The sequence below is a fragment of the Pseudomonas sp. PDM14 genome, from assembly GCF_014851905.1.
Classification (GTDB): domain Bacteria; phylum Pseudomonadota; class Gammaproteobacteria; order Pseudomonadales; family Pseudomonadaceae; genus Aquipseudomonas.
The window spans coordinates 870,756-887,672 of record NZ_JACVAQ010000002.1 but is presented as its reverse complement, the minus strand read 5'-3'; the positions used below and the strand labels follow the sequence as shown (position 1 = coordinate 887,672).

Genomic DNA, 16,917 nt, shown 5'->3' with positions numbered 1-16,917 from the left:
GAGGCGTGCAGGAGACCAGTCAACGTCCTGCAGGCCTCTTTTTACATAACGAACCCACATTGTCTGGAGTGTGGATTGGGCAGGTTCACTGCCCTTGATCAACAGGAATCAACATGAGCGAAAGCTTTGCAGAACTCTTTGAAGAAAGCCTAAAGACCCTCAACCTCCAAGCTGGCGCGATCATCACCGCGATCATTGTCGACATCGACTACCAGGCTGGTTGGGTCACTGTTCACGCCGGTCTGAAGTCCGAAGGCCTGATCCCGCTTGAGCAGTTCTACAACGATGCTGGCGAGCTGACCATCAATGTCGGCGACGAAGTGCACGTTGCGCTGGACGCGGTTGAAGACGGCTTTGGCGAAACCAAACTGTCCCGCGAAAAAGCCAAGCGCGCTGAGTGCTGGATCGTTCTGGAAGCGGCTTTCGCAGCTGAAGAAGTGGTCAAGGGCGTTATCAACGGTAAGGTTAAAGGCGGCTTCACTGTCGACGTTAACGGCATCCGTGCGTTCCTGCCAGGTTCTCTGGTTGACGTCCGTCCAGTGCGCGACACCACGCACCTGGAAGGCAAAGAGCTGGAATTCAAGGTCATCAAGCTGGACCAGAAGCGCAACAACGTTGTCGTTTCCCGTCGCAGCGTCCTGGAAGCGGAAAACAGCGCCGAGCGCGAAGCTCTGCTGGAATCCCTGCAGGAAGGCCAGCAGGTCAAAGGTATCGTCAAGAACCTCACCGACTACGGTGCGTTTGTTGACCTGGGCGGCGTCGATGGTCTGCTGCACATCACCGACATGGCCTGGAAGCGTATCAAGCATCCGTCCGAAATCGTCAACGTTGGCGACGAGATCGACGTCAAGGTTCTGAAATACGATCGCGAGCGCAATCGCGTTTCCCTGGGTCTGAAGCAACTGGGCGAAGACCCATGGGTTGCTATCAAAGCCCGTTACCCGGAAGGCACCCGCGTTACTGCGCGCGTCACCAACCTGACCGACTACGGCTGCTTCGCTGAGCTGGAAGAGGGCGTTGAAGGTCTGGTGCACGTCTCCGAGATGGATTGGACCAACAAGAACATCCACCCGTCCAAAGTCGTTCAAGTTGGCGACGAAGTGGAAGTTCAGGTTCTCGACATCGATGAAGAGCGTCGTCGTATCTCCCTGGGTATCAAGCAGTGCAAGTCGAACCCGTGGGAAGATTTCTCCGGTCAGTTCAACAAGGGCGACAAGATCTCCGGCACCATCAAGTCGATCACCGATTTCGGTATCTTCATTGGTCTGGACGGCGGCATCGACGGTCTGGTTCACCTGTCCGACATCTCCTGGAACGAAGTCGGCGAAGAAGCCGTACGTCGCTTCAAGAAGGGCGACGAGCTTGACACCGTCATCCTGTCGGTTGATCCGGAGCGTGAGCGCATCTCCCTGGGTATCAAGCAGCTGGAAGACGATCCGTTCTCCAACTACGCCTCGCTCAACGAGAAGGGCACTATCGTTCGTGGCACCGTGAAAGAAGTTGACGCCAAAGGCGCCATCATCGATCTGGGCAACGATATCGAAGCGACTCTGAAAGCCTCCGAAATCAGCCGTGACCGCGTTGAAGACGCGCGTAACGTCCTGAAGGAAGGCGACGAAGTCGAAGCCAAGATCATCAGCATCGACCGTAAGAGCCGCGTAATCAGCCTCTCCATCAAGTCCAAAGACGTCGAAGACGAAAAAGACGCGATGAAAGAGCTGCGTACCAAGCAGGAAGTTGAAACCACTGGTCCGACCACCATCGGTGATCTGATCCGTGCGCAGATGAACCAGAACTAAGTTCAGGTAATTCTGAAAAAGGGCGACTTCGGTCGCCCTTTTTTGTGCCTGCATTTTCCCGTCGAAAGATTTGCAGCTTCAGCAGCGCCTGGCACGGCGCTTTTTTGCGCTAAGACCTTGTTTTATAGGCTGTTCAAAAGCTGATCAGCATGCTAAAACCTTCCTATCTAGTGATCTAGCCGCTTGAAAAAGAAGGGAAAACCATGACCAAGTCGGAGTTGATCGAACGCATCGTCACCCACCAGGGATTGCTTTCCTCGAAAGATGTGGAGCTGGCGATCAAGACGATGCTGGAGCAGATGTCCCAAGCATTGGCGACCGGTGATCGCATCGAGATCCGCGGCTTCGGCAGTTTTTCGCTGCACTATCGCGCCCCCCGCGTAGGGCGCAACCCGAAGACTGGTGAATCGGTACGTCTGGATGGCAAATTCGTTCCGCACTTCAAGCCGGGCAAGGAATTGCGTGACCGGGTCAACGAAGATGAATAGTTTCGGCTTCTGTGGTGATGCTTCTCTAGCTACTTGCGGGCTCTCTTCCCTCTTGTAGGGAATATTTGTCCGTCCTGCGTCTGGCGTCAAAACCCTTATCTTCTGCCACTCATATTCTTGAGAGTGTGAAATGCGCGCTCAGTGTCAGCACTTTCTCGGTTCTTGGCGCTGATAAATAGAATTTTCATGAGGCGAGACCGCGCGAGCTCAGGATCATCAATGTCTGTTGGCTCTGATCCAATGCACCTATCTGGATAGCGGCGGGCCTTATGCATATCGCAAGTCTGTGCATATCTACACGAGCGGGCGAGTCTACGGGCACCGTTTAGCCAGCCAGCCAGCCAGCTATGCAATGCAATGCAATGCATGAGTCACCGTTGCGGCGGCCATGACAACGTTGCAGCCAAAAGCTGTCACGATGGGGGCGAGCGTCGGTGTTTTCTGAGCCAAGGCGCTTTCTAGAAAGGCGGAGCTACTCGCATTGGTCGCCGGCTATTGTTGCAGAGCTATGAGATTCGGCAGAGGCTCTTTATGATGACGGGCTTTCAGGCACGATGATCCCCCTTTGGCATTTGCTAGCTAGGGCGGTGGGCCTGATGTCATTGCTGAAGTAGTGTGGAGCTTAGATATGTCGGATCGAGTCCAGGCGCCCATCGCCCGATTCAAAAGCAAGGAAGCGATCATCGGTATCGTTGGTCTTGGTTACGTTGGTTTGCCGTTGATGCTGCGCTACAGCGCCATTGGCTACCGCGTGCTGGGCATTGATATAGACCAGTCAAAGGTTGAGAACCTGAATGCGGGCCATAGCTACATCGAGCATATTCCTGCGGAAAAAATTGCTCTGGCACGCCAGCGTGGGTTTGAAGCGACTACGGATTTTCGGCGTGTTACCGAGTGTGATGCCCTGATTCTTTGTGTCCCGACACCGCTGAACAAGTATCGCGAGCCGGACATGAGCTTCGTGATCAATACCACAGATGCCCTCAAGCCATACCTGCGCGCTGGACAGATAGTTTCGCTGGAAAGCACTACGTACCCGGGGACTACGGAAGAAGAGTTGTTGCCTCGGGTGCAAGAGGGTGGCCTGGTGGTAGGTGAGGATGTTTTTCTTGTCTACTCGCCTGAGCGCGAAGACCCTGGTAATCCGAATTTTGAGACGCGCACCATTCCCAAGGTGATCGGTGGCCATACGCCGGCGTGTTTACAGGTGGGCATCGCGCTTTACGAGCAGGCCATTGATCAGGTCGTTCCAGTCAGCTCCACGAAAGCTGCCGAGCTGACCAAGTTGCTGGAAAACATCCATCGCGCGGTGAACATCGGCCTGGTCAACGAGATGAAGGTCGTTGCTGATCGCATGGGTATCGACATCTTCGAGGTGGTGGATGCGGCGGCGACCAAGCCGTTCGGCTTTACCGCTTATTATCCTGGCCCCGGGCTGGGCGGCCACTGCATTCCGATCGACCCCTTCTATCTGACCTGGAAGGCGCGCGAGTATGGGTTGCACACCCGTTTCATCGAGCTGTCTGGGGAAGTCAACCAGGCAATGCCGGAGTATGTGGTCGGCAAGTTGATGGACGGCCTGAACGATCAGGGACGTGCACTCAAGGGTAGCCGTGTGTTGGTCTTGGGCATTGCTTACAAGAAGAACGTGGACGACATGCGTGAATCGCCATCGGTCGAGATCATGGAGCTGCTGGAGGCCAAAAGTGCGGTCGTGGCATACAGCGATCCGCATGTGCCGGTGTTTCCGACCATGCGTGAGCATCACTTCGAGCTGTCCAGCGAGCCGCTGACGGCAGAGAACCTGGCGTCCTTCGATGCGGTGGTGCTGGCGACCGATCATGACCGCTTCGACTATGCATTGATCGAGTCGAGCGCTCGTCTGATCGTCGACAGCCGCGGCAAGTACCGCACACCGGCGAACCATATCATCAAGGCCTGATCTGGCGGGCGTCGCTGCAGCGGCGCCATTGCCTCATCGCATTCGCGAGATACTCCATGAAACGTTTCGCTCTCATCGGCGCTGCTGGCTATATAGCTCCACGCCACATGCGCGCCATCAAGGACACCGGCAACGAGCTTGTGTGCGCCTACGACATCAACGACTCGGTTGGCATCATCGATAGCCTCTCGCCGCAGAGCGAGTTCTTCACCGAGTTCGAGCGCTTCTATGACCACGCCTGGCGGCTGAAGCGCGATCCGGTGACTGCACTGGACATCGTCTCGGTCTGCTCGCCCAACTACCTGCACCATTCACATATCACCGCAGGCTTGCGCCTAGGTTGCGACGTGATCTGTGAGAAACCTCTGGTGCCCAGTGCATCAATGCTCGATGACCTGCTCCTCACCGAGAAGGAAACCGGTCGCCGCCTGTGGAACATCCTCCAGCTGCGCCACCACCAGGCCATTATCGACCTCAAACAGCAAGTCAGTGACGGTAAGCAGGATCACAAGCACGACGTCGAACTGACCTACATCACCAGCCGTGGCAAGTGGTACATGGAAAGCTGGAAGGGCGATCCGCGCAAATCGTTTGGCGTGGCGACGAACATCGGTGTGCACTTTTACGACATGCTGCACTTCATCTTCGGCAAGCTGCAGCGCAACGTCGTTCACTTCGTCAATGAGTTCAAGGCCGCAGGTTATCTGGAGTATGAGAACGCGCGCGTGCGCTGGTTTCTTTCCATCGACGCCAACGATCTGCCTGACTCGGTGAAAGGCAAGAAACCGACCTATCGCTCGATTACCTGTGATGGTGTTGAAATCGAGTTCTCCGAAGGCTTCACCGACCTGCACACGGTCAGCTATCAGGCGATCCTGGATGGCAAGGGCTACGGCATCGAGGATGCCCGTCACTGTGTGGAAACCGTGGAAACCATTCGCACCTTGGCCCCCATCCGTGCCCAGGATGATGAAGGTCACCCGTTCCTTGCGCGTCTGCTGGGCTGATCATGAGCCACTATCAGCACTCCAGTGCCATCGTCGACGACGGCGCGCAAATCGGCGAGGGCTCACGCGTCTGGCATTTTGTCCATGTATGCGGTGGTGCTCGAATCGGCCAGGGTGTTTCCCTGGGGCAGGGCGTATTCGTCGGCAATAAAGTGATCATCGGCGACAACTGCAAGGTTCAGAACAACGTCTCGGTGTACGACAACGTCACTCTCGAAGAGGGCGTCTTCTGTGGCCCGAGTATGGTCTTCACCAACGTTTACAACCCGCGCTCGCTGATTGAACGCAAGAATGAATACCGCGATACCCTGGTGAAAAAGGGCGCCACTTTGGGTGCCAACTGCACCATCGTCTGTGGCGTGACCATCGGCGAGTTTGCCTTCGTTGGTGCTGGCGCGGTTATCAACAAGGACGTGCCGGCCTACGCGTTGATGGTCGGCGTGCCGGCCCGGCAGATCGGCTGGATGAGCGAGTTTGGCGAGCAGATCAATCTGCCGCTGGAAGGCGAGGGTAGCGCGCCGTGTGTTCACACCGGAGCACGTTATGTGCTCAAGGGCAAAGCGCTGATCAGGGAGGCCGTACAGTGATCGAGTTCATTGACCTTAAGGCGCAGCAGGCGCTGATCAAAGACAGGATTGATGCGGGAATTCAGCGTGTCCTGGCGCACGGCCAGTACATTCTGGGCCCGGAAGTGGCTGAGCTGGAAGAGAAGCTCGTTGCTTTTGTCGGCGCCAAGTACTGCATCAGCGTGGCCAACGGCACCGATGCCCTGCAGATCGCCCTGATGGCCATTGGCGTAGGGGCTGGCGATGAAGTCATCACCCCGGGCTTCACCTATATCGCCACCGCCGAAACCGTCGCCTTGCTGGGCGCCAAGCCGGTGTACGTGGATGTTGACCCACGGACCTACAATCTCGATCCGCAGTTGCTGGAAGCCGCCATTACACCGCGTACCAAGGCAATTATTCCGGTGTCGCTGTACGGCCAGTGTGCGGACTTCGATGCGATCAATGCCATTGCTGCGAAGCACGGTATTCCCGTGATCGAGGATGCGGCACAGAGTTTTGGGGCTACCTACAAAGGCAAACGTTCCTGCAACCTGACGACCATTGCGTGCACCAGTTTCTTCCCCAGCAAGCCTTTGGGTTGTTACGGCGATGGCGGCGCGATCTTCACCAATGACGATGAACTGGCCAAGGTCTTGCGGCAGATTGCCCGGCACGGACAGGATCGCCGTTACCATCACATCCGCGTCGGTGTGAACAGCCGCCTGGATACCCTGCAGGCAGCGATCCTGTTGCCCAAGCTGGAGATCCTCCCGCGTGAGCTGAAGCTTCGTGAGCAAGTGGCACGGCGTTATACCCAGCTGCTGGGCGATGCCGGTATCGCTGCCCCTCATGTCGAGGCGCACAATTTCAGCGCTTGGGCGCAGTACACCGTGCAGGTTGAAGCGCGTGACGAGATTCAGGAAAGGCTGAAAGCATCAGGTGTACCGACGGCAGTGCATTACCCGATTCCGCTCAATCGCCAGCCGGCGGTCAGGGATGAGCAGGCAAGCTTACCCGTGGGAGATGCAGTCGCTGAACGAGTCATGAGCCTGCCGATGCATCCGTACCTGGATGAGGCCACCCAAGAGGTTGTCGTTAAGGCTTTTAAAGCGAGCTTTTCTGTATGACCCGAAAAATCGTCACGATCGTCGGCGCACGACCGCAATTCATTAAAGCTGCAGCCGTATCCCGAGAGATTCTTAAGCATTCAAGCGTGCTGGAAGAAGTGATTGTGCATACGGGGCAGCACTACGATCCAAATATGTCTCAAGTGTTTTTTGATGAGCTAGAAATCCCCACGCCGAAATATAACCTTGAGGTTTCTGGTGGCGGTCATGGTGCGATGACTGGGCGGATGCTCGAAGGTATCGAGCAGATTCTGCTCAGTGAGAAGCCTGATTGGGTTCTGATCTACGGCGATACTAATTCGACCCTGGCCGGTGCTTTAGCCGCTGTCAAGCTGCATATTCCGGTTGCGCATGTTGAGGCGGGGCTACGTTCATTCAATATGCGTATGCCTGAGGAAGTCAACCGTATACTTGCTGACCGAATTTCGACACTACTGCTATGCCCGACCGAGGCCGCCGTAGGAAATCTGGCTCACGAAAGTATGATCCAGGGTGTGCACAATGTCGGGGACGTGATGTACGACGTTGCGCTCTATTATCGAGAACGTGCTCGGGTAAATAGCCGGATACTGCAGCGACTTGGTCTGACTGAGCAGGGCTATGCTCTGGCCACCTGCCACCGTGCGGAAAATACCGATGATCCGATTAGGTTGGGAGCTATTGTCGCCGCTCTGGCCAAAATTGCTGTCGAAATTCCCGTAGTAATGCCGCTGCATCCCCGCACGTGCAAGCTACTCCAGCAATATGGCTTGGCGCACGAACTCAAAGCACTTCACGTACTTGATCCTTTGCCATTTCTTGACATGGTTGCGCTGGAGCAGGCTGCCAGCGTCATCCTTACGGACTCTGGTGGTGTACAGAAGGAGGCATTTTTCTATCGCGTTCCCTGCATCACCATGCGAGACGAGACAGAGTGGTTAGAGACTGTCGAGTTAGGGTGGAACCAGCTCGCAGGCGCTGACCGATCGCGTATTCTTGAGGCTTACAATACTTTCTCGAATAGCTCTCCGACTGCATGTGCCGCGCCTTACGGAGATGGCGCTGCTAGTGGCAGGATCGTAGAGAAACTGATGGCTAACAGTTGAATTGCAGCTGCGTGACTATCGACGCAGTTAAATAAACCTATTTTCGGCTCATTGAGCCCAATTGAATTCTTTATTTTCAGGCCATCGGCCTTCGTACTTGGGATTTCCGCGAATGATTACAGGCAAGAGAATCTTCATCACTGGCGGCGCCGGCTTCATCGCGAGCATGCTCATTTCTCGTCTAGCTGATAAGAACGAGATCGTGGTGTATGACAACTACACCCGCAACACGCTAAAGGGTACTCCCTACGCTAACCATCCCAATGTCCGCCAAATTCAAGGTGATGTGCTTGATTTCCCGAAGCTCAAGGCTGCAATGGCCGGAGCTCAGTTGGTCGTGCATGCTGCTGCCATTGCGGGTATCGAATCCACCGTGCGCAATCCTGTTACTACTATGCGGGTCAACATGATCGGCGCAGCCAATGCCATGGAGGCGGCTCAGGAGCTGGGTGGAGTGGAGCGTTTCGTCGATTTTTCGACTTCAGAAGTATTCGGTTCCCATGCCTTTAAGGTGGATGAAGAGCAACAGACGGTCACCGGCGCTGTTGGCGAAGCACGTTGGACTTACGCGGTGAGCAAGCTGGCGGGGGAACACCTGGCACACGCCTATTTCAAACAGTATGGACTGCCGACCGTTACGGTCCGCCCGTTTAACGTCTATGGCCCCGGCCAGACAGGTGAGGGCGCATTGGCAATCTTTGTACGTAAAGCGTTGAAGAATGAAGATATTCTAATCTTTGGCGATGGCAGCCAGATTCGCGCTTGGTGCTATGTAGACGACATGGTTGAAGGCGTACTGTGTGCTCTGGAGCACCCGAACGCCGTAGGTGAGTCGTTCAATATAGGTAACTCGCGCGCGGTGACTACCGTGTATGGCCTGGCTCAGGCGGTTTGCCGCATTGTTGGCAGTTCGTCGAAGATCATATTCCGTGAGGCGCTGTCGGCCGATATCGAGCTCCGTATTCCCAAGGTTGGAAAGGCCCGTGAGCGTATTGGATTTGAGGCCAAGGTCGATCTGGATGAGGGGCTGCAGCGTACCGCGGCCTGGATTGCAGAAAACGAAACCTCCCTGCCGCAACTCTCCAACCTGTTCAAGAGCTGATCATGCTGAAGTTGTCCCAGCCCAATATCAGTGAGGCTGCTATCGCCGCAGTTGCCGACGTTCTTCGTTCTGGTCAGCTTGTGCATGGCCAAGAGTGCGAAGCATTCGAGCGAGAACTCGCAACCTACTTGGGCTGCAGTGACGTAATTCTAGTGTCCTCCGGCACTGCTGCATTGCACGTTGCCCTGCAAGCGCTTGATATAGGTCTTGGAGATGCGGTCATCGTTCCGGACTTCACTTTCCCGGCCACCGCTAACGTTGTAGCACTGACAGGTGCTCGCCCGGTTATTGTGGATGTCGTTCCGGGAACCTATACGCTGGATACTGTCCAGCTTGAGCAAGTTATCCAGTCATGGGATGGGGTGGAGCGGCTGCGTGCAGTGCTGCCCGTGCATGAGTTTGGTTGTATTGCCGACATGCGCGAAATAAATCGCATTGCCAAGTCGTATGGTCTGGCTGTCGTTGAGGACGCCGCCTGTGCGCTAGGTGCTCGACAGGATCAGCGTAAGGCGGGCACTTTGTCTGATGTTGGCTGCTTTTCCTTCCATCCCCGCAAGACGCTGACCACCGGGGAGGGGGGGGCTTTGGCAACGAATGACGCTGCATTGGCCGCTCGCATGCGTCGTCTGCGTAACCACGGTATGGAGCGTACGATATCTGGTATGCAATTTTTTGAGCCGGCAACAAACTACCGCATGACAAATTTTCAGGCCGCACTTGGACGTGCACAGTTGCCGCTGCTGGATGAGTGGATTTGTCAGCGGACGATACTTGCCAGCATTTATAAAGAACTTTTAAGTCCGTTGGAAAAAGCTGGAGTTCTTGCTTTGCCAAGGCTGGTCACCGGGCATAGCTGGCAAACTTTCATGGTTGTTCTGGATGCATCCATCAATCGTGATGAGGTAATCGGAGAACTGCGTGCGCGAGGCGTCGAAACCAATCTCGGGGCGCAAAGCCTATCCTGTATCGGAATATATGGTGAGCCGCAAGTTCGTTCAGTGTTCGGCCCAGCCTTGTATAAGTATGGACTGGCATTGCCCTTGTTTGAGCGTATGACAATGGATGATGTAAGTCTGGTAGCCGAGGCGGTTTCGCAAGTTTTGTTAGGTGAGAGCGCTTAGCTAATGCTTACTTTGCTGAGCGAACTCAAGGCGTTTTGGCTTGCACGTCGTCGAGAAGTGAATGAGAAATTCGCACGTACCCTACCGCTTGGCGACTACGTGGTTGACCGTTGGGAGAAAGCGAGGGAGCTTGGTTTCGGTGATGGTGCATCCATCTATGACAGCAGTGTTGTATTTGGACATGTTACGGTAGGTGAACATACTTGGATTGGGCCCTTCACTATTTTGGACGGTTCTGGTGGAGGTCTTGAAATAGGTTCCCACTGCTCCATTTCGGCAGGTGTGCAGATATATACACACGATACAGTAGAGCGCTCGCTGAGTGGTGGGAAGGCACCAGTTGCCACCGCGCCGACAAGGATCGGATCCAATTGTTATATCGGCCCAAATACAGTTATCGCCAAAGGCATCATTATCGGTGACGCCGTTGTTATTGGTGCGAACAGCCTTGTATTGCAGGATATTCCTTCAAACTGCAAGGCTTGGGGGGCACCCTGTCGTGTAGTGTCGAAGATTGAAATGGGAAAGATATGATTTCTATTGTCGACTGCGGTATGGGAAATATTGGCTCGATTGTCAATATTCTCAAGCATATAGGCGTGAAAAGCGAGGTTATTTCCGAGCGTGCGCAAGTCGCAACAGCCACAAAGATAATCTTGCCAGGTGTAGGCCACTGGAATAGTGGGATGAAAACTATCAACTCAAGCGGTCTGAGAGACGTGCTGGACGATGCAGCGTTGGTTAGAGAAATACCAGTGCTAGGTATTTGTCTTGGCATGCAACTCTTATTGAACAGCAGCCAAGAGGGAGAGTTGGCTGGCTTGGGTTGGATTGAAGGAAGCGTAAAACGATTCGATTTCTCAATTTATGAGAATTGTGAAAGGCTAAAGGTTCCGCATATGGGGTGGAATATTGTATCCGCCGATAAGCTTAACCCTCTAAGCGCAGGTCTCTCAGAAGATACGCGCTTTTACTTTGTTCATTCCTTTCACGCTGCAGATATTCGTGCAGAAGATATTTTCATGACGTGCAGTTATGGTTATGAGTTTACTTGCGCTATAAACCATAGGAACATTTGGGGTGTTCAATTTCACCCTGAAAAAAGTCACAAGCACGGTATGCAACTGTTGAAAAATTTTGCGAGTTTTCAGGCATGCTGAGAACGCGAGTAATGCCTGTGCTATTGCTGAGCGGCAGAGGGCTGGTGAAAACTACTAGGTTCAAGTCTGCTCAATATGTCGGAGATATCATCAATTCTGCAAGAATTTTCAATCAAATGGAGGTTGATGAGCTAATTATTCTGGACATTGATTCCACCGCAAAGAAAGCACCAATTCAATTTGATTTGATCGGGCGCATCGTTTCTGAGTGCTTTATGCCTATTTGTTACGGTGGGGGTGTCCAGTCGATTGAGGATTTCAGAAAGCTATTTTATCTCGGTGTTGAAAAAGTTGCGGTCGGCTCACTCATCTTTAGTGCTCCTGACGTTGTAAAAAAAGCAGTAAGTATGTTTGGGGCGCAAAGCATTGTTGCTGTGCTCGATATAAAAAAGAGCTTCTGGCGCAAAAAATACAAAGTTACCACTCATAATGCCAAGCGCCAGATCAGTATGCCTCTTCAGCAGGTGCTGGCTGTTCTCGAAAATCTGGGTGTAGGGGAAGTGGTCATAAATAATGTCGACCGTGAAGGAACATGGCAGGGGTTTGATAATGACTTGGTCAGTTATTTTGCAAAATCACTAGATGTTCCTGTCGTTGCTGTAGGCGGGTGTGGAACGCTGGATCATATAAAGTCTGTCGTGAAAGAGGGGCAGGCCTCGGCCGTAGGCTTGGGAAGCATGGCTGTATTTCAGGCTAAAGGAATGGGCGTGCTTATAAAATTTCCAAAGACGAGAGAGCTGGAATGTCTGCTGAAGTAAGCGACTCTTCTAATATCATCTGTACAAAATGCATTTATGACGAGAGTGTCCCTAATATTTCTTTCGATGATAGTGGTGTTTGTAACTATTGCCGTCAGATAGAAGAATTAGAGCAGCAGTTTCCAAACGATGAACGTGGTGAGCGCGCATTGGAAAATGCAGTGGCTGAGATGAAGGCTGCGGGTCGGGGCAAGAAATACGATGCTCTTATCGGTGTGTCCGGAGGATGTGACTCATCCTATCTGATGCATCTCATGACTAAGAAATATGGCCTGCGCCTCTTGGCCGTGCATTTTGATAACACATGGAATACAACGATTGCTACGCAGAACATCCATGCTGTTACTGACAAGTTAGGTATCGATCTGTTTACCTATGTGGTCGATGCTGAAGAGTTCGATGATATAGTTCTTTCTTTCTTGAAGTCTGGGGTCAGAGATATCGAGTGTCCAACCGATATTGGTCTGGCCGCGACGATGAATATTGCTGCCGAAAAATATGGTATCCGTTACAAGATTGATGGGCACTCATTTCGGACAGAGGGCACCGCCCCAATGGGGTGGATATACATGGATGCCAAATACATACAAAGCGTTCATCGAGAGTACGGGAAGTCCTCAATGAAGACGTTTCCGAATTTGTGGCTGTATAAGCAGTTGAAGTGGATGCTGTTTAACAAAATCAAGTCAGTGCGCCCGCTTTATTATTTGGACTATGATAAGGAGCAAGCAAAAACACTTCTGTCTGAGGAGTATGGCTGGGTGTGGTATGGCGGACATCATTTAGAAAATCGGACAGCTGCCTTCTTCCACAGTTATTTCTTTCCCAAACGCTGGGGCAGTGATTTTAGAATTGTTGGATATTCAGCATATTGCCGAGATGGGCGTATGACGCGTGAGCACGCTCTATCCTTGATGCGTGAGGAGCCGCATCTAGAGGCGGGGCTTTTAGATTACTATAAGAAAAGGCTGAGTCTTGATGACAACCAATTTGAAGCGCTGATGAAACTTCCGAAAAAATATTATACGGATTTTAAAACGTACAAAAAAACCTTTGAGATCATGAGGCCCTTTTTCTATCTGATGGCCAAGTGGGGCTTTGTTCCGTGGAGTTTTTATATTAAATATACGCTTCCTCATGAAGTGCAAAAGGACGAGTTGTCTTGAGAAGGGTTCTTTTTCGGGTCGCACATTCTCTTCAGTTGTTTTTCTTGTATTCTTCATTTTTTATATTTGATCGAATTTTCCCTAGAGAAAAAAAGACAGACTATGTGGTCGGTGTCGAGGAGATCGCTTCCGTTCTGCATAACTTGAGTATGTCTTTGCCGGGGGCTGTGAGTGTTTGCCTCTTTCGAAACCCCTATTACAGTTTCAAGTATGAATACAGCTTAGGTACGTTATCTAGTCACGTTTCTAGATTTATCTTGGGTCCTTTTTTGCTGGGTTTCTTTGCTGCTAGGTACAGGAAATTTATTTATGTTGGTGGCAATGGATTCCTGTTTTCACAGTGTGATGGGCGTTTCAAGGAGTTTGAGTTTATTAAGAAGCGAGGAGGTGTGATCGTTTGCTATTTTACGGGGAGTGAGATCAGGTCATTCAAATTGTTAAACGCCTATGCCAAGCAGCGTCATATAGATGTCATCACTACCTATCAACCTATCTCTTCTAGGGGTATCGACTCTCCAGTTAAGGAAGAGCGAAGAAAGGCACTAGCGTTATCAGCAGATAAATTTGCAGATGTGATCTTCAATCCATCTACCGATCAAATGTCATATATGTCGCGTGAAACCTTTCCTTTTCTTTATTTTTATCCTGATGAGAATATACGCAGGGCTCCCTGTAAGTGGAAAGATACGACTCTGCCTGTAATTGTTCATGCGCCTTCATCGCCATTGATAAAGGGGACGCCTCTGGTTCGTGCGGCCATTAAGAAGCTGATGTTGGATGGATATGATTTTGAGTATATTGAGCTTATAGGTGTTCCCCATTCAACGGTGCTTGAGACGATAAATCGCGCGCATATTGTTCTTAACGAATTTTATGCCTTCGTTCCGGGAGTTTTTGGTGTTGAGGCAATGGCGGCCAATGCGGTGTTACTAACTTCTGCTGATAGGGGAATTGAGCCGACCTTGTTTGAAGGGGCTAATGAAGCATGGGTGGTGACACCATATTGGATGATCTATGAGAATTTAAAACTTCAGCTTGATCATCCTGATGCATTGCAGGACCAAGCTGATCGTGGAACCAGTTGGGTTCGAGAGTACTGTTCTTATAGCGCAAGCTCTGCTCGTTTCAGAGAGTATGTTGATGCTTAGGCAATTTCTTCGGCACTCAGCTTTATATAGCGTTGGTAATATTCTTACAAAAGGGGTCAGCTTCTTGCTGATACCTATATATTTGAGTTTTTTATCTAAAGAGGAATATGGCGTCTTTGAATATGTTTTATCTGTTGGGGCTATAGTTGCAGTTGTTGTGACCTTTGAAGTGTCGCAGGGTGTGATGCGATTTGTTTCTGAGTATCAGGGGCAGAGGGTTTTGCAATCTTCTTATATTGCCACGGCATTTTGGTTTACAGTGGCGTCCTATTTTTTATTGATCGTCACGGTTTCGTTTTTTTTAACAGATCTTTCTCTAATGCTGTTGGATGAGGCCAATAGGGAGCGAGTGCTTCTTTTCGGTGCTCTTGCTTTCTCCTCCAGTGCATTGGTTTATTTTTTTTCTGTAGTTTACCGTTCAAAATTACGGCCTCAGGCTTCCATACTGATTTCGATGTGCTCTGTAATTAGCATCGCGATATTTTCTTTGTGCTCTCTTTATTTGGGGTATGGCGTCGATGGACTTCTGCTCGCCCAATTCCTTGCTCAGGCGCTGGTGATTGGTGTCATCGTATGGCATGAGCGTAAGGATTTTTTTAAGCGTCCTGATTTGTTACGACTGAAAGAGCTGCTTTCTTTTTCCGCCCCTCTTGTTTTTTCCAGTTTGAGTGTGGTTGCTTCTATTTTTTCTGATCGTCTATTTATTAAGGCCATTCTAGGATTTCAAGAGTTGGCGGTGTTCAGTGTAGGAGCGAAAATTGCTGCCGTCATTACTCTTCTTACTATGGGTGTGCAAAGCGCATTAGCACCTTTGATTTATGCGAAATTTGATTGTGTTGATACACCTATGAAGTTGAGAAAAATATTCTGGGGTTATATTTTTTTCGGGGCTTCCTTCGTTTTGGCTATCGCTGTGCTGGGAGATAGCCTTGTCTTGATTATCGCAAGCGATAGTTATGCGGGTGCTGCTTCTGTTGCAGTGGTGTTGAGTGCTGCAGTTTTTGTGCAGGGTATGTGTGCTTTTTTTCCAGGACTCTCTATATATAAGAAAACAAAATTACTTGCGTGTGTTAATGTTTTTGGTGCGATTATTGCTGTATGTCTTAATTTTTGGTTTGTACATTGGTGGGGTATCCTTGGGGCCTCTTTTGCTACCTTTGCAGGTGCGTGCGTTATATTTTCAATGAATGCATTTTTCTCACAATTCTATTATAAGGTTTTCTGATTGGTGTATTGTTTGTTGCTCTTGCTTATCTATTGCTCGCGCTTAAGCTTGCTGGAGCTGCTATTTTGATTTTATATGGTTTTTTGGTGATTATTTTTAACGGCTTTATTTTGGCGCTTTGGGTGGACTTCCAATGAGGGTATTACACGCGGCAGCTTTACTTTCACCTCCTTCTGGTATTGTGAATCAAATGGAGTGGGAGCAGCTTGCTGCGTCTCAATTGGGGATTCCATGGCATGTGAAAATGTTTTGCCCTCGGGATAGCTGTGCGGACTCACCTGTCGTTTACCGTGCTCGATGGTTGGGGGGTAAGCGGAATGGTGTTGTTTGGAAGCTATACGCTTGGCTTATTTTACGTATTGAGTATCACGTTTGGTTGTATTCGCTCGCAAAAGAATACGACGCTTTTGTTTTGCGCTATTATGTGCACGATCCTTTCCAGTTGTTGTTCATATTGCTATGTAATCGTCCTGTGTATTTGGTGCATCACACGCTTGAGGTTCCCGAGTTGGCGATGCCGGGCGGTACAGGGGCTCGCCTGCGGTCTTTGCTAGAGGATTGGATTGGGAGATATGCTGTTCGATATTCCTACGGGACTATTGGCGTCACTCAAGAAATTCTAACTCATCAAAATTTGCGTGGTTACAAGAGGGGGGGGGATTATCTCTACCCCAATGGAATATTGTATGAAAAGTGCACTGTATCTGATGAGCGATGTGATATCCCAGAGTTGCTATTTGTTGCCGGATTTTTTGCGCCATGGCATGGGCTTGATTTGCTCTTGAGCGATATAGAGTCTAGTGGTCAGGAATTTATATTGCATCTTGTCGGTACTTTGTCAGCGGTCGACCAAGCCCGTGCGAAAAAAGATAAGCGTATTGTATTGCATGGCTACAAACCCGTTGAGTACGTACGTAAAATTTCCGGGCGCTGCTCTCTTGGTATTTCGTCATTTGCTTTATCGCGCATAGGTATGGCTGAAGCGTGTACACTGAAAGTTCGCGAATATCTAATGATGGGTCTCCCCGTGTATGCTGGTTATCAAGAGGTTATTCCTTCGTCCTTTGCATACTATCGTAGTGGCCCCCCTTCAATTGCCGATATTCTCGCCTTTGCAAATAGCGTACGCTCGATATCTCGCGAGCAGGTTGCAGGTGCTGCAAGACCATATATTGATAAGTCAGTTGCTCTTGATATTCTATATCGTGCCATGAGGGATGTCCGAGGCGCCGAGGGCTGAG

At 51.0% G+C, this 16,917-nt stretch carries 16 protein-coding genes; all 16 read left to right on the top strand.

What is annotated here, in order from left to right:
- The first annotated feature begins 113 nt into the window (after positions 1-113).
- Positions 114-1,799 carry a 30S ribosomal protein S1 gene (gene rpsA, locus IB229_RS16745; RefSeq protein WP_192331014.1) on the top strand — a complete coding sequence of 562 codons (1,686 nt, stop codon included), beginning with the start codon at positions 114-116 and terminating at the stop codon, positions 1,797-1,799.
- Positions 1,800-2,002: 203 nt separating this feature from the next.
- On the top strand, positions 2,003-2,287 hold the full coding sequence (gene ihfB / locus IB229_RS16740; RefSeq protein WP_137971639.1) for an integration host factor subunit beta: 285 nt from the start codon (positions 2,003-2,005) through the stop codon (positions 2,285-2,287).
- 628 nt (positions 2,288-2,915) lie between these two features.
- The gene (gene wbpA, locus IB229_RS16735; RefSeq protein WP_192331012.1) at positions 2,916-4,229 is read left to right on the top strand and encodes a UDP-N-acetyl-D-glucosamine 6-dehydrogenase; all 1,314 of its coding nucleotides are present in this window, start codon (positions 2,916-2,918) and stop codon (positions 4,227-4,229) included.
- 56 nt (positions 4,230-4,285) lie between these two features.
- Positions 4,286-5,236, top strand: a complete 951-nt coding sequence (locus IB229_RS16730; RefSeq protein WP_192331010.1) for a Gfo/Idh/MocA family protein — start codon at positions 4,286-4,288, stop codon at positions 5,234-5,236.
- A gap of 2 nt (positions 5,237-5,238) precedes the next feature.
- Positions 5,239-5,823, top strand: a complete 585-nt coding sequence (wbpD, locus tag IB229_RS16725; RefSeq protein WP_192331008.1) for a UDP-2-acetamido-3-amino-2,3-dideoxy-D-glucuronate N-acetyltransferase — start codon at positions 5,239-5,241, stop codon at positions 5,821-5,823.
- A complete protein-coding gene (locus IB229_RS16720) occupies positions 5,820-6,911 on the top strand; it encodes a DegT/DnrJ/EryC1/StrS family aminotransferase (RefSeq protein ID WP_192331006.1) in 1,092 nt (363 codons plus the stop codon). Before wbpD ends, IB229_RS16720 begins: the two co-directional genes overlap by 4 nt.
- Positions 6,908-7,996, top strand: coding sequence for a non-hydrolyzing UDP-N-acetylglucosamine 2-epimerase (wecB, locus tag IB229_RS16715; protein WP_192331003.1), 1,089 nt, complete (start codon positions 6,908-6,910; stop codon positions 7,994-7,996). The genes IB229_RS16720 and wecB overlap by 4 nt, the downstream gene beginning before the upstream one ends.
- A 112-nt stretch (positions 7,997-8,108) precedes the next feature.
- Positions 8,109-9,098: an NAD-dependent epimerase/dehydratase family protein gene (locus tag IB229_RS16710; protein WP_192331001.1), complete on the top strand. Its 990-nt coding sequence runs from the start codon at positions 8,109-8,111 to the stop codon at positions 9,096-9,098.
- Between the two features lie 2 nt (positions 9,099-9,100).
- A complete protein-coding gene (locus IB229_RS16705) occupies positions 9,101-10,219 on the top strand; it encodes a DegT/DnrJ/EryC1/StrS family aminotransferase (protein WP_192330999.1) in 1,119 nt (372 codons plus the stop codon).
- A gap of 3 nt (positions 10,220-10,222) precedes the next feature.
- The gene (locus IB229_RS16700) at positions 10,223-10,753 is read left to right on the top strand and encodes an acyltransferase (protein WP_192330997.1); all 531 of its coding nucleotides are present in this window, start codon (positions 10,223-10,225) and stop codon (positions 10,751-10,753) included.
- Positions 10,750-11,379 carry an imidazole glycerol phosphate synthase subunit HisH gene (hisH, locus tag IB229_RS16695; protein WP_192330995.1) on the top strand — a complete coding sequence of 210 codons (630 nt, stop codon included), beginning with the start codon at positions 10,750-10,752 and terminating at the stop codon, positions 11,377-11,379. The genes IB229_RS16700 and hisH overlap by 4 nt, the downstream gene beginning before the upstream one ends.
- An 11-nt stretch (positions 11,380-11,390) precedes the next feature.
- Entirely contained in the window at positions 11,391-12,137 is a 747-nt protein-coding gene (locus IB229_RS16690; protein WP_263864168.1) for a HisA/HisF-related TIM barrel protein, read from the top strand.
- Positions 12,122-13,303 carry an N-acetyl sugar amidotransferase gene (locus IB229_RS16685; RefSeq protein WP_192330991.1) on the top strand — a complete coding sequence of 394 codons (1,182 nt, stop codon included), beginning with the start codon at positions 12,122-12,124 and terminating at the stop codon, positions 13,301-13,303. Before IB229_RS16690 ends, IB229_RS16685 begins: the two co-directional genes overlap by 16 nt.
- Before the next feature lie 104 nt (positions 13,304-13,407).
- A complete protein-coding gene (locus IB229_RS16680) occupies positions 13,408-14,451 on the top strand; it encodes a hypothetical protein (protein ID WP_192330984.1) in 1,044 nt (347 codons plus the stop codon).
- Positions 14,444-15,676 carry an oligosaccharide flippase family protein gene (locus tag IB229_RS16675; protein WP_192330983.1) on the top strand — a complete coding sequence of 411 codons (1,233 nt, stop codon included), beginning with the start codon at positions 14,444-14,446 and terminating at the stop codon, positions 15,674-15,676. The genes IB229_RS16680 and IB229_RS16675 overlap by 8 nt, the downstream gene beginning before the upstream one ends.
- 133 nt (positions 15,677-15,809) lie before the next feature.
- Entirely contained in the window at positions 15,810-16,916 is a 1,107-nt protein-coding gene (locus IB229_RS16670; protein WP_192330982.1) for a glycosyltransferase family 1 protein, read from the top strand.
- Position 16,917: the final 1 nt, after the last annotated feature.